Source organism: Burkholderia sp. AU39826 (assembly GCF_020419965.1).
GTDB lineage: Bacteria > Pseudomonadota > Gammaproteobacteria > Burkholderiales > Burkholderiaceae > Burkholderia > Burkholderia semiarida.
This window is the reverse complement of record NZ_JAIZQG010000002.1, coordinates 59,854-73,810: the sequence shown is the minus strand read 5'-3', so window position 1 is coordinate 73,810 and position 13,957 is coordinate 59,854. Positions and strand designations below refer to the sequence as shown.

Genomic DNA, 13,957 nt, shown 5'->3' with positions numbered 1-13,957 from the left:
TGGCGGCGGCCACACCGCCTGCTTCGGTAACGGCACGTTCAGGTGTTCATTGAACCAGCATGGGATCGCCGCATTTGATCGAATCCGGTGTGTTGGTGACATAGGCATTCCCCAGGCTCAGGCCAAGGAGCCCCGTGACGGAAGTCAGGAGCGAATCGATCGGTTGCAGGAGCAGCGGAACGAGTGTGTTCCCGAGCGCGCTCAGAAGCGGACCTAGCAGCTTACTCAACACCTGACTCAGTACTCCGCTCAGATCGATGCCAACTGCCTTCAACGCCGCAAGCAGTCCACTGTCACCCAGCGTCAACGACACGGTCAGACCATTATTCGTGATGCCTGTCACTGCGGGCGACAGAAACTGGTCCGTTCCGACGCCCAATGCGTACGGCGCCGGCGGATTCGGCGCAGCGGACGACTGCGGCCCGGGATACGAGAACAGCAACTGCGTCGGACTTTGGTTAGCGACGGGCACTGTCGTCATTTGCCCGGGCCGCAGGCCGATGTTGACCGAAATTGCGTTCAGGTCGACGATGCCGAGCGTCAGGGTCTTGACCAAGACCGCCAGCGTGGACGATAACCCGCCAAGGTTCAGCAGATTGAGCAGGCTGCTTAGATTGACGGACACCAGTTGAATCGGAGCCGCGCTGCTGTCGGGCGAATAACCCGACGGCGCAGAGAGATTGATCTTCGTACTTGAAGAACCACCGACATAGACGGCGACGACGCCGGTCTGTACGTTCACTGTTGCGCTTTTCGTACCGTTCGCAGAACAACTGACAGACGCCAAGCCGGCCGTGGCGGGCGCCACGTATGCCGTAATCGGCAATTGAACGGCGGCAAGCGGCGTCGCGCTACCCGACGGGCAACTGCCACCCGGAAAGACCAACCCGCCAGTAGGGCAGCTCGACAGCAGCGAGATCGACGTATTGAGGAACACGTTGCCCTGCGCGGTCGACGTGTTCGTTGTGCAATCGGATGTTCCGCAATTCGATGGCCCGGGCTGACCGCTCGCAGTGGACGGCGGATTGGCCCCCAACTTGACTGAACCCGAGACGGTCACGTTCAGCAGCGGTGACAGCACCGTAGGCGTCTGAACCGTGACGCTCGGAATGTCGACGGAATTCGTGCCGTTCGCGATCTGCAACGCCGTCGACAGCAAGCCGAGCGCATTGACGCTGGCGTTGACGGCGGAGCTTCCCGTCGCGGTCGCGGCGGAAACGAGTTGACCGAGCGCGATCTGCGGGCCGCCGCAGGCTCCGCCCGGACAAAGGGCGATGACCAGTGCGTTCAGCACCTTCAGGTTCGCCGCGGCCACGCCTTGCTGCGTCGCTGCCTGCACCGCGGCATTGGCCAGTTGACCGAGCGTCACGGTGCCGTTCAGCACGCCCGTACTGGTGCCGACCGGGAGATTGGCCAGAATGCCGGCCAGCTTCAAGTTGACTTGTGCGAGCCCCTGATAGTCGACCAGTTGAAGATTCAGCGCATTGTCGTTCGATCGGGTCAGCGCCTTGAGCAATTGGTTGGCCAATCCACCGTTCAACGCTGCAAGCGACGTGGTCAGCGTAAAAGTGTCGGTGGGTACGCTCTTGGCAATGGCAGATCCGCCAATCGTGACGCCACCGCGAAAAACCCCGTCGACCGGCTCGGTCACCGTGACGCAAACGGCGTTGATTGACTGGCCATTGACCGCTCCGGCCGATAGACCCGCGCACTGGTTTCCGCTGATCGGGTCACCCGACACCGGTGTGAACTGCGCGCTGCCACTGCCCTGGGGCGCGGTCCAGATGCCGCACGACACGGAAACTTTCGAACCTGCCGGCAATGCATTCGTCGCCGGGTTCGCGATTTGACTGGCTGCGGTCCTCGCCGCCTGGCAAGTCGAGTCGGTCGTGACCTGAGAGACCGCCGACAACGCGGCCAGATCGGCCGCCGCTTGCATCCGGCGTCTTTCGGCATAGAAATGACCGACGTCGATCGCCCCCAGGATAATGATCGCGGCCAGCGCCCAGATCGTCGCCACGATCGCGACGCCACCGCGCTGGCGACTTCCGCCGGGACTGCCGGCGCTCCTCCGCCGCCCCGCGTGCGATTGATCTGCGCGCATGGTCATCCCGCTTATTGCGCGCCCTGCCCGCCGCCCGACATGCCACCCACTGCGCCGAGCTGCGAACTCATCGAATCCGGAATCTTGTTCTTGAACGAATCCAGATAGCGCTGGTACGCGAGCGACGCGACGTCGCCGAACACAGGTTGCGTCGGAGCCGCCGCGCGGTTGTCGCGTTGCATCGCGAGCCAGTCTTTGGTCGAGCGGCCGACCTCGGACGCACCCAGTGTCACGGCGTCTTGACCGTATGCGGCAGCAGAACCCGTTACGATGCAGACGATAGCGGCCAGCGCCGCCATCCGCCCCGCGCGTGCGCTTCGATTGTGTGTGTTGTCGTTCATATCGTTCCCCGATAGCTGTTCATTGCGCAAACCGTTGCAGCAGCGGCACAGTCTGGTCGTAACCGAAGTTGTTCGCCATCGGCGTGATCGCCGTCGTCGCGCCGGGCCGCGACACCACCGGCGGCGTCGCGATCGCGCGCTGCTGCGCACGCACTGCCGCGGCAATCTTCGCGGCATCACCATTGATGTCCTTGCGAATTTCCGGCGGCAGATGCTGCTGGTTCATCAGCCGTTGCGCATCCTGCGCACGTCCTGCCGCAAACAGATACAGCACAAGGTTGCTGACGATTTTTGGATTGCGCTGATCGAGTTCGGCAGCTTTCATCAGCGGCACTCGCGCGCCGACGACGTCGCCGCTGCGCAACTTCGCATAAGCAAGGTCGGACAGTAGCGACGGATCCGTCGGCGCGAGCTCCGACGCTTGCGTCAGCGCTTGCACCGCACGGTCGAAATCGCCTGCGGCGCCCGCAAGCAACCCCAGCCCGCGATAGCCGCGTGCCGCAAGCGGCGTCTTCAGCAATTGTCCATACACAGCGGCACTTGCGGCCGGCTGGTCGGTCATCCGCAGCGCGTCCGCACGCAACAGGATCGATTCCGGCATGACACCGTATGTCTTGTCATATGCATCGATGTGCGCGAGCGACGCGTAATAGAGTCCCTGCGCTTGCATGCGCTGAATCAGACCGAGATACATCCCCGGCGTATCGGGCACGGACTGCTTCTGATCTGCTGCTTGCATCAGTGCCGCACGCTCGGTCTGCGCGCCGACGCCATACCCGCTTTCCTTGGTCGCGCATGCACCGAGCAGCAGCGCCGCCGCCAGCATGCCCGCCCGGGTTACCGCTTCGCCGATTCGCTTCATCGTCTGTCCTTCCATCCTTCAATGCTGCGACGACAACGCGCGCATCACCGCCAGCATGCCCGGTCCCGCCGTCACGATCAGCAAGGCCGGCAACAGCGTCAGCACCATCACGCCCGTCATCTTTACCGTCAATCTGCCGATCCGTTCGCGCAGCATCGCCCGGCGCGTCTCGCGCAAACGATCGCCGAACTGCTTGAGCGGTTCCTGCACCGCACCGCCATGCTTGTCGACCTGAATCATCAATCGCACGATCGCGCGCAAATCCTCGTTGTCGAATCCACTGGACAGCCGCTGCAGCGACTGCTCGCGCGTACGGCCGGCGGCGAACTGACGCTGCGCGATTCCCACCTCCGACGACAAGACCGGCAGCATCCCCCGAAAATCGTTCGTCACGACCTGCAGGCTTTGATCGAGCGACAGGCCGACGCCTTGCAGCAAGCGCAACATGTCGACGAGTAGCGGCAATTCGTCGACGACGCTCTGTCGCCGCGACGCGGCGCGGCGCTGCACGTAGAGTTTCGGCAGCATGAAGCCGAGCCCGAAGGCAGCGCACATGCCGACCATCCAGATGCTGCCTTTCATGCGCCCGCTCGCGAAAATCGCGAACAGCAGCGGCAACACGATCCCGCATGCCACCCGCGCGCTCAGAAACAGCCCACGCGTGCGTGCATCGACATACCCGCACTGCTCCAGCAGGCGACGATCCTCTTCCGCGACGGCATATTTGCCGAATCCGGTGTCCAGCCAGCGCATGCCTGCCGCCGACAGGCGATCCAGCCAACGTTCGACGCGCCGCCCGCGACGCGCGTTGGCTTTCGCCTGCGCATCGCCATCCTGCGCGGGCCGCGCTTTCGCCGCCTCCAGTGCAGCCATTCGCCGATCCAGCGCATCGACCAATGCTCGTTCCGCCCGCGCCGCAGCATTCGCACGTAACGTCACGGCCATCCCGAGGAGCAGCACCCCGAGCGCGCCCACGGCCAACGCAATCGCCCCGATCTGAGTTGCTGTCATAGCGTCACCTGAGCCGAGCCATTCGATACAACCATATGCTGCCGACCACTTGAGCCAGGAACGCGATCATGAGCAGCGACCGCCCGCTCGAATCGCCCCACATCCCGTACAGGTACTTCGGATTGGTCATCACGACAAAGCTCCCGATTGCGATCGGCAGCATGACGAGGACGAACGCGGACAGCCGCGTCTCCGACGACATCGCGGTCAATTCACGCTCGGCCTGCTCGAGATCGCGCATGAATACGGCCATCCGCTCGAGCATCACATCCGCACGACCGCCATATTTGACCGACAAACGCAACACCGACCCGACGAGCTCAAACTCTTCGGTCCGGTAGATCTTCGCGATGTGCATCATGGCGCGGTCGATCTCGATACCGCCGCGCAGCATCCGCGACACGACGTCGAGACAGCCGCGCAGCGGCTCCTCGGTCGTCAACAGTGACGACTGGAAAGCAGCCGGTACGCTGTTGCCCAGTGTCACGAGACGCACGATCCCGTCGAGGAACGACGGGATCTGCCGGACGATCTTCAGCCGTCGCCGCTGGATCCGCGACGCGAGCCAGACACCGAGTATCGCGCTACCGCAAATGATCGCCGCGCAACACGCCAGCATGCCGCCGTGACTGCCGGCAATGACCGCAGCCGCAACGAGCGCGGCAATCGCGACGACCGCCTTGCCGCGCGCATCGTCTATCCCCGCACGGCTTGCGAGGTTGGACAGATATTCGGATGCGGCCGCATACCAGTGCACCCAAAAGGCATCCGACGATACCTTCCGTGCCGCTCCCGGCTGCTGTACGGCACGCACTGCACCAGCCGCCGGCGCACGCTTCGCCGGTGCGTCGACACGTGCGCCAGGCTCGAGCCGGCTGTCGATGAAACGCTTCGCGTCGGTCCTTACGCGCCGGGTCTGCGCGTGATGCCACAGCATCATCGCAGCCGCGACACACAGCATCGCGAGCGCCAGCGCCCACACCATCCCGCTATACATTGAAGCCCCCGCCGCCGCGGCCGAACCCGCCACCGCCAAAGCCGCCGCCACCGAATCCGGCATCGCCGAACCCACCGCTCGTCAGCGTCTGACGGAAGCGCGCAAGCTTCGGTGAATGCGGATGAATGCCCAGGGTTTCCCAGTGATCGACTTCCTCGCCCTCCGGCGTCACACGCGCTTCATAGCGGTAAAGCTCCTGGGTCGCGATGATGTTGTCGGACAGCCCGGTCACTTCGGTGATCGACAGAATCCGTCTCCGCCCGTTCGACAGGCGTCCTATCTGCACGATGAAGTCGATGGCGTTCGCGATCTGCCGACGCAGGCTCGACTCGGTGCCCTGGAAACCTGCAAAACCGGCAAGCATCTCGAGACGGTACAGACACTCGCGTGGAGAACTCGCGTGCACCGTGCCCATCGAGCCGTCGTGGCCTGTGTTCATGGCCTGCAGCATTTCAAGCACCTCGCCGCCGCGTACTTCGCCGACGATGATCCGGTCCGGACGCATCCGCAACGTATTGCGCAGCAAGTCGCGAATCGACACGATACCGGTGCCGTCGAACCCGCCCGGACGGCTCTCGAGCCGCACGACGTGCGGGTGGTTCAGCGACAACTCGGCCGTATCCTCGATCGTCACGACACGCTCGATTTCCGGAATATGGAACGCGAGCGCGTTGAGCAGCGAGGTTTTACCGGAACTCGTACCGCCCGACACGAGAATGTTGCAGCGCGCCTCGACCGCCGCCTGAAGCAACGTGTTGATCTCTTCGTTGAATGTCCCGTTACCAAGCAGGTCGGACGGCTTCAGCGGATCCTTGCGGAATTTCCGGATCGACACGACCGGACCATCGATCGACAGCGGCTCGATCACGACGTTCACGCGGCCGCCGTCGGGCAGCCGTGCATCGACCATCGGATTCGACTCGTCGAGCCGGCGGCCGATCGGCGCGAGTATCCGCCGCACGATGCGCAACAGGTGCGCGTTATCGGTGAAACGCACCGGCAGCTTGGCAAGAATCCCGTGACGCGACACATACACGTCGTTGTAGCCGTTGATCAGGATGTCCTCGACCGCCGGGTCCGCCAGCAAATCCTCGATCGGGCCGAAACCCGCGAGTTCCTTCGTCAGCGCCTCCGCGATCGTCCGTACCTCGTTTTCGTTGAGCGGAATGCGGCGCAGTCGCACGAAGCTGTCGATCTCGAGATCGACGAACTGGTTGATCGCCTGGCGGGACCATCTGCCGAACTCGGCGCCCAATTCTTCGATGCGCGTCAGCAAGTGTTCGTGCGCGGCATTCTTGATGTCGTGGAACTGCTGAGTCTGGGAGAACGGCGCTGCGCCGTCGGCAAATTGAATGTCGTGTGCCATCGCTTACGACCGCTTGGACAAGGGTTGAATGAAACGCTTCAGCGCGGACAATCCAGACGCCGGACCGGGTGCAGCCGGACGAATCGACACGCCCGGCAGCCGCGCGGCGAGCGACTCGAGCGCGCGCACGTACGGATCGCGCTCCGCCATATCGACGATGAGTCGCCCCTGGTTGGCCGCATGACCGATCGCGACGCGGCGCGACGGCAACGTGCCGGCCAGCGACAGCCCTAGCCGCTCCGCGATCTGCCCGGGCGTCAGATCGAGCGCGGGGTCGTACTGGTTGACGACGAGCCGCATGCGATCGGTCTCGACACCCGCATCGCGCAGCCCGGTGAGCAAATCGGCCGCCGATACGATCGACGCGACGCCCTGATCGCAGACGAGCCATGCTTCGTCGGCGGAGCTCGTGATTTGTGCAACGAATTCGCGATTCGAAAAACCGCCGAGGTCGACGATCTGCTGATCGAAGAATGCGCGAAACCGGTTCAGCAAACCGGCGCACGACGCGTACGACACGTCGCGCAGCGCGCCAAGATCCGCCGGCAGCGTCGTCAACGCAACGCCGCTCTCATGCCGGGTCAGCGCAGTATTCACGAAGGTCCTGTCGATGCGGCGCAGGTTGTGAACCGCATCGATGAAATGGAATTCACAGCGCGTATTCAGGAACAACGCGCCATCACCCGCTGGTAACCCGAGGTCGACGAGCGCGGTCTGGCGACCGGCCGGCGTCCCGCCGTTCGGCACGCCGCTCCCGTCCGGGCTCACCGAGCGCTTCTGCAACCATACGGCCAGATTCGCCGCGAGCGTGCTCACCCCCATGCCCGCACGCGCGCCGAGCAATGCAACGAGCTTGCCGTGGCGGCTCGCCGGCTCGCCGACGTTCTCCAGCAACCCGCGCGTGGTGCGCAAAGCATCTTCCGCCGGAGCCGACACGTCGATGAAATCGCGGACGCCGGCGCGCAATGCAGCGAGCGTGCTCTCCGGCTGTGCGAGCGAACCCAGCGCGACAATGGGCAGCCCCGGATGCGTGGCGCGAATCGCAGCCGCGGCAATGCTCGCCGCCGCGCTGCCGTCGGAGAAATCGATAAAAACGAGCGTCGGATTGAGGCCCGTAATGCGTTGCGCCAGCACACCCGGATCGAGCGATGCGGCCTCGACCGCGCCGGCCGATACGAGCGTATCGGCCAGCCAGCGGACATGTGCCTCATGCTGCGACGCACAAACGAAATAGTCGGTCACGGCGGGTTCACACAAGGATTGAATTCGCGCATTCATGTCGAACACCCCCGATTACACAAGGCGTGGCGTTGCATCGCAAGCCGCGAGACATTCCACTCATTTCGAAAATCCGGGAGCAGCGTCGGGCGACGCAACTCCGCCCAGATACGATTTCCAGACCGGCCCGTCGCGCTGCTCGGACAACTCGCCGGGCGTCGCGGGCAACACTGCACCCTTGGCAATCGGCGCAACGAGATGCGGCGTCACGATGATCAGCAGTTCCTTGTCGTTCTGCTGATAGCTCAGATTCTTGAAGAAGGACCCGATGATCGGCAGATCGCCGAGCAACGGCACCTTGCTCACGTTCGACATCGTCTGGCGATCGATCAGCCCGCCAATCACGAAGCTCTCGCCGTCGCCCAGTTCGACGGTCGTATCCGCGCGGCGCGTCGTAATGCCGGGCACTGCGACGCCGCTGATCGTCACGCTGTTCACGAAGTCGAGCTGACTCGATTCGGGCGCGACCTTCAGCGCGATCCGGCTCGGACTCAAGACCGTCGGCGTCAACGAGAGCCCGACGCCGTATTGCTTCCACTGGATCGCCGTCGAACCGAGCCCCTGCGGCGATGGCACCGGAATCTCGCCTCCCGCGAGGAAGCTCGCGCTCTGCCCGGACAGCGCGACCAGTGTCGGCTCGGCCAACACGCGCGCGAGATTGTTCGCCTCCAGCAGAGACAGGTCGGCAAAGATGCCGCGTCCGGCCGCGTTCACGACCAGGTTGAATGCGGACGCGACTGGCGATCCGAGCGTGGGAACGTATCCCCCGGTCCCCGGGCCCGACCCGCCGCTATAAGATTGCACGCCACCCGGCGAGAACGATCCGAACGAAAAGCCGTTGCTTTGCTTGAAGAAATTGAACCCGACCTGCTTGAGCACCGAACGGCTGAATTCGACGACCCGCACATCGACTTGCACGACGCTCTTGCCGGGCACCGTCGAGCGGTCGATCACGGCGCCCTTGCCGCTCATGTTCTTGCCGACCGCGGCCGCACGCGCATGTGCCTCGAGCGACGCGGCCGAGCCTTGCAGCACGGCCGTGCCGCCGTATGCATTCACGCGCGGCGTAGCGCCGTCGAGCACGGCTTGCGCGGCCGCGTCGACCACCGCGACGTTCCAGATCCTTGGTTCATCGTTCCCGCGCTCCCACAGCATCACGTTGGTTGCGCCGGGAGCCTTCGCAGTGAGCAGCACGGAACCGGAGCGGCTACCCTTCATGATCAGCACGTCGGCAATTGCCGGATCACCGACTGCGACGCGCTGGAGGGTGCGACCCGCCGAAATTTGCCGTTGTGCGCCGACGGCGAGTTCGATCGTAGCGCTCGCGCTTGCGAACGAGGCGAAGGTCATGATCCAAATGGCAATCGCGAATGCAATCAGTGTGTTTTTCATCGTTTGGTAGACCGGCGCGCGGCCTTTTGCTTGTCGTCGCTGGTATCGATGGCCGTCGACCTGGTTCAATAAGCAACCGTTTCCGACCGGCCGCCGCGAATCACTTCGATGCCGCCCCCCCCGCTCGGCCGTACAGGCGGCGGCAGGTGCGACGGCAACGGAGGCAGGTTCGTACTGGCTACGGGCGTTCTCGGTGTGCCGGACAGTTGCTGCAGCGAGACGCCTGCTGCGGCCAGCGCCGACGGCGACAGCTTGTTATCCGTACGTACTGCGACCGTCTGCAGCGCAAGATCGTCGTCACGCGGGTTGCGCAATGCCAAGGTCAGGCGGCCGGTCGCCTCGCCGAGCGTCAGCGCATCGACCTGCGCGGTCGGCACCGCGAGCACCGCGATGCGGGCGCCGGTCGGTTGCCCATTACCACCGTTGTTGTTGCCGCTGTCGCGCTCGGCGGTCGCATCGCCGAACGACAGCACCCTGACCTTCGACAACAGAAGCCGCGCCTGTGTCTGCGAAACCTCGCCGTCAAGCATCGTGCTGCCGACTTCGCGTTTCAGGTTCAGGAACACGTCGACGAAATTTCCGGGCCGCAGGCGGTTGCCGACCGCGTTCGTTTCGTCGACCCGAACCGCAACCGCGCGCTCGCCGGGCTGCACGTCCTCGGCAAGCCCCGACACGAGTGCATCCGCAACGACCGGGGTCGAGGCCGGAATGTCGCGAATCGGCACGCGGCCAGCCAGCGCAGCGGGGTCGCTGAAGGCGCCTGCCGGTGCCGGCGCCGTCGCCTGGATCTTCAGCGCATCGGCCGGGATCGGCTGTCCGCCGGACAAAGCACGCGTTGCAATGACGATCGGCACCGCCGTGGCCGCCACCATCGGCTGTGCCGGCGTGGGACTTGACACGCTGCGTCCAAGCACCCATGCATAGATTCCGAGCAGAACCGCGATCGCAATCAGCAGCCCCGCGATGATCTTCGTTATGTTGTTGGCCATGTTGTCGTATGGATGCCGGATTGAATCCAATCAGTTTCTTCTTGTCGCGCGATTTGCACGTGACAGATCTATCGCATCATGATGCCCAACTCACAGCATCGACTGCGGAATTTGCACCACTGCCGTACCCGTCAGTGGTTTGGTCATGATCGTCCCGAGGAACGGCATGATCGTCATCCAGCTATCAGGCGTATAGCTCACCGTGACCGTCAGGCAGTACAGCAACGGCGTAGGCGTTCTGTTGTAGTTGCACTGCTGCGCCACCACGTTGGGCGGACTGCTGTTCAGCCAACCTAGAACGTTCTGCGTGGTCGTCTTGGCGTTCGCGACGCGCGTCGAGAGGTCCGGTGCATAAGCCAACCCAGCACGCGCGCCCTCGCTTGCAGCCAGCGTCAAGCTCTGCTGAATAAGGAAAATCATCCCGAAACTCAGAATCGCGTAAAAAATCACGAAGAACAGCGGAAACACGATCGCAAACTCCACCGCTGTCGCTCCACGTTGCCGTCGCCATCTCCGGCATGCGTTCTGTCGTTTCATCGCACGCCCCCGATTGCGACCAGATAGACCAACCAGGCGGCAGCCGGCACCGCGAGGCATGCGGCATAAGGCGTCGCGCGATACCCGCCAACTGCCAGCACTGGCGCGCGCTGCCGCCACAAGCCTCCGAGCGACGTGCGCGACAACAGCATCAGTACGAGCGCGTGCAGCCCTGCAGCCAGACTGGCAGCCACCCAGAGCCAAAGCAGCGCATGCGCACCGCACCAGATGCCGAGCACGGCGAAAATTTTGACGTCTGCTGCGCCCATGACGCGCAGAAGGAAAAACGGCATCAATCCGATCAGGCCGATCAGCATGCCGACCACTGCCTGGTGCACGGAAATGCCAAATGGACTCGCGGCCACGCATGCAGCGCCGACCCCGCCGATTAATCCGGCCACGACAAGGGTGTTCGAAATACGGCGGAAACGAATATCGCTGACCACGACCGAGCCGGCCCAGGTCAGAAATACCCCGCTAAAAATGAGATGTCCCATCGCACCACGATCCGCAGCAGATGCAAGGGCGGGCGGATTACCGAGGTAGTCCGCCCGCTACTGCGCCACGACGACTTCCGGAAAAGAAGAAGTCGGCTTAGGTCGTCGGGGTTGCCCGAATCGCGGTGGCAGAACAGTTCGTAGACGAAGGAGACGACACGCACGTGCCGAGATTGGTGAACATGTTGCCGAGACTGCTGCCGATGTTCGTCACCCCGGCGACGATCGCGACAGCGATAAGACCCGCGATCAGCCCATACTCGATCGCGGTAACCCCGTCTTCTTCCTTAAGGAAACGCTTGATGATTGCTTTCATTTTATTCCTCGTGCCTGTATTTACGTTTTCTGGCCTTTTATACGTATACGTCCCCGCATATCTGGCCGTTTGCCCCGGACCGTTCGTCACATCTGCTGTAACGACAACCGGGTGCGCTTTCTTTATAGGTCGCCCCGAAGGGCATTGCTCACGATTTGATGCAAGTTAACATTCGCGATAGCGCTCCTCCTCGAACGTAGTGTACCGAACCGTACATACCCTTACATCTGCTCCGGATTCTATATCCGATCCTATTTGAATTCCAACCTCTTTTAACCACTCTGCCGGAAAAAAATGACCAGGAGCACGACATATTTGTACGGCGTTTCGGTACGACTTACACATAGGATTTACGATAGGTTAGATGTGCACACCTAATCCACCAGTAAAACAATTGCCGCGTCCACCAAGCCCGTCTAGGCCCCGCGTTACGCCCCACGCGTAACGCCATTGTTGTGACGTTACGTTACGAAACGGGCGAAACCGTTCTCATTCCTCTGCACTTAAACAGATTCAACAATCTTTCAATTTCCGGAACTTCCTTTGCCGACAAGGAATTGCCTCGTTTAAAACCTGTTGCCGAACCGTCGGGCATCGAAATGGCACGACAGTTGCAGAGTAGTCCTCGCACCACTCAACACAACGCAGTTCACAACACACTTTTAATGCGAGGACGAAATGGACATTAAGGTTATCCCTCATGGCGTGTTCCGGACGACTCTGATCGCGGCCACCGTTGCAGCCATGCTTTCCCTCTCCGCATGCGGCGGCTCCGGCTCCATCAGCCAGGGCCTTGGCGGCGGCTCGAGCTCGGGCGGCGGCGATACGATCTCCACGTCGGGCGGCAATGGCTCGAGCGGCACGTCGGGCACGAGCGGTACGTCCGGCACCAGCGGCACCTCGGGCACGAGCGGCACGTCCGGCACTAGCGGGACCTCGGGTACGAGCGGTACGTCGGGCACCAGCGGAACTTCGGGCACGAGCGGTACGTCCGGCACGTCGGGTGTATCGGCGAATCCAGTGGGAAATGTCCTCGCAAGCACCGGCAACATCGTCACGAATGCCGGCGGCACCGTCTCCGGCCTCGGCTCCGTCATCGGCAGCCAGACGCTGCCGGGCGTCAATCCGGCCACCACGCAAGCCGCGGGCGGCATCGTACAAAGCGTGGGCGGCGCGGTTACCGCCCTGGGCAACGGCCTCGGCAGCGGTCTCGGCCAGCTCGGCGCGACGAAGGATCCGGTCGGCACCACGGTTGCCAGCACCGGCGGCGTGGTCAATCAGCTCGGCGGCGCAGTCACGCAAACGGGCAACCTGGTCACGAGCCTCGGCAGCGGCCCGCTGTCGCCGCTCGCGCCCGTCACGGGCGCCGTCGGCGGCCTCGTCTCGACGCTCGGCGGCGCCGTGTCGAACGGCGGCACCACGCTCACCAACGCGCTGTCGACCGGCCCGATCCAGCAAGTCACGCAAACGGTCAGCTCGGCCATCACGCCGATCACGACGATGGTCGGCCAGACGACCCAGACGATCGGTTCGGCAACCGGCCTCGGCGCACCGGTCAACACGCTGCTCGGCACGGTCGGCAACGGCCTGAACCAGGCCGGCGCCCTGCTCGCATCGACGGGCGGCAACCCGGTCACCACGGGCCTCGGCAACACCGTCTCGTCGACCGGCAACACCGTGAAGGCAGTCGGCGGCCTGCTCACGGGCGGCACCGGCGGCGTGACCAACCCGCTCGCTCCGCTCACCGGCATCGTCTCGACGGTCACCGGCGCACTCGGCGGCGCAACGGGTGGCGGCAGCGGCCCGCTCGCGCCGGTCACGGGTCTCGTCTCCACGGTCACCGGTGCACTGGGCGGCGCAGCGGGCGGCAGCGGCGGCCCGCTTGCGCCGGTCACGGGTCTCGTGTCCACGGTCACCGGTGCACTGGGCGGCGCAGCGGGCGGCAGCGGTGGTCCGCTCGCGCCGGTCACGGGCCTTGTCTCGACGGTCACCGGTGCACTGGGTGGCGCAGCAGGCGGCAGCGGCGGCCCGCTCGCCCCGGTTACGGGCCTCGTCTCCGCGGTCACCGGCGCACTCGGCAGCGTAGCGGGCGGCGGTAATCCGATTGCCGCTCCGGTCCCCGCTGTCACCAGCACGGTCAGCGCACCGGCACTGAGCGGCGGCACGGGTGCCGTCACGAACTCGGGTTCGTCGTCGAATCTGCTTGCGCCCGTCACGTCGCTGATCGGCGGCCTGCTCGGCGGCACGCACGGCAAGTAATCCGACAT

Annotated in this window: 13 protein-coding genes; 1 reads left to right on the top strand and 12 read right to left on the bottom strand. The window is 63.9% G+C overall.

Features of this window, described 5'->3' with window-relative positions:
• Nucleotides 1-46: 46 nt before the first annotated feature.
• The 12 genes from LGM42_RS05235 to LGM42_RS05180 all read right to left on the bottom strand — a co-directional run bounded on the left by LGM42_RS05235 (nt 47) and on the right by LGM42_RS05180 (nt 11,690).
• Nucleotides 47-2,104 carry a pilus assembly protein TadG-related protein gene (locus LGM42_RS05235; protein WP_226232033.1) on the bottom strand — a complete coding sequence of 686 codons (2,058 nt, stop codon included), beginning with the start codon at nt 2,102-2,104 and terminating at the stop codon, nt 47-49.
• An 11-nt stretch (nt 2,105-2,115) separates the two neighbouring features.
• Nucleotides 2,116-2,445 carry a DUF3613 domain-containing protein gene (locus tag LGM42_RS05230; protein ID WP_059575722.1) on the bottom strand — a complete coding sequence of 110 codons (330 nt, stop codon included), beginning with the start codon at nt 2,443-2,445 and terminating at the stop codon, nt 2,116-2,118.
• A gap of 19 nt (nt 2,446-2,464) precedes the next feature.
• On the bottom strand, nt 2,465-3,307 hold the full coding sequence (locus LGM42_RS05225; protein WP_060318757.1) for a tetratricopeptide repeat protein: 843 nt from the start codon (nt 3,305-3,307) through the stop codon (nt 2,465-2,467).
• 18 nt (nt 3,308-3,325) lie between these two features.
• Complete coding sequence (locus LGM42_RS05220; RefSeq protein WP_060318302.1) at nt 3,326-4,318, bottom strand: type II secretion system F family protein; 993 nt, start codon at nt 4,316-4,318, stop codon at nt 3,326-3,328.
• A 4-nt stretch (nt 4,319-4,322) separates the two neighbouring features.
• Entirely contained in the window at nt 4,323-5,315 is a 993-nt protein-coding gene (locus LGM42_RS05215) for a type II secretion system F family protein (RefSeq protein ID WP_226232032.1), read from the bottom strand.
• Nucleotides 5,308-6,681: a CpaF family protein gene (locus tag LGM42_RS05210; protein ID WP_059575728.1), complete on the bottom strand. Its 1,374-nt coding sequence runs from the start codon at nt 6,679-6,681 to the stop codon at nt 5,308-5,310. The genes LGM42_RS05215 and LGM42_RS05210 overlap by 8 nt, the downstream gene beginning before the upstream one ends.
• 3 nt (nt 6,682-6,684) lie before the next feature.
• Nucleotides 6,685-7,959 (bottom strand): fimbrial protein, encoded by a 1,275-nt coding sequence (locus LGM42_RS05205; RefSeq protein WP_059575730.1) that lies wholly within the window; start codon nt 7,957-7,959, stop codon nt 6,685-6,687.
• Nucleotides 7,960-8,019: 60 nt separating this feature from the next.
• A complete protein-coding gene (locus LGM42_RS05200) occupies nt 8,020-9,351 on the bottom strand; it encodes a type II and III secretion system protein family protein (protein ID WP_060318753.1) in 1,332 nt (443 codons plus the stop codon).
• 65 nt (nt 9,352-9,416) lie between these two features.
• Nucleotides 9,417-10,340, bottom strand: a complete 924-nt coding sequence (gene cpaB / locus LGM42_RS05195; protein ID WP_060318295.1) for a Flp pilus assembly protein CpaB — start codon at nt 10,338-10,340, stop codon at nt 9,417-9,419.
• A 90-nt stretch (nt 10,341-10,430) separates the two neighbouring features.
• Nucleotides 10,431-10,877, bottom strand: coding sequence for a TadE/TadG family type IV pilus assembly protein (locus tag LGM42_RS05190; protein ID WP_226231728.1), 447 nt, complete (start codon nt 10,875-10,877; stop codon nt 10,431-10,433).
• Complete coding sequence (locus tag LGM42_RS05185) at nt 10,874-11,374, bottom strand: prepilin peptidase (RefSeq protein WP_104012239.1); 501 nt, start codon at nt 11,372-11,374, stop codon at nt 10,874-10,876. Before LGM42_RS05185 ends, LGM42_RS05190 begins: the two co-directional genes overlap by 4 nt.
• Nucleotides 11,375-11,471: 97 nt before the next feature.
• Nucleotides 11,472-11,690: a Flp family type IVb pilin gene (locus LGM42_RS05180; RefSeq protein ID WP_226231727.1), complete on the bottom strand. Its 219-nt coding sequence runs from the start codon at nt 11,688-11,690 to the stop codon at nt 11,472-11,474.
• 678 nt (nt 11,691-12,368) lie between these two features.
• Between LGM42_RS05180 and LGM42_RS05175 the strand changes: the two genes are divergently transcribed.
• Nucleotides 12,369-13,949: a collagen-like triple helix repeat-containing protein gene (locus tag LGM42_RS05175; protein ID WP_226231726.1), complete on the top strand. Its 1,581-nt coding sequence runs from the start codon at nt 12,369-12,371 to the stop codon at nt 13,947-13,949.
• Nucleotides 13,950-13,957: the final 8 nt, after the last annotated feature.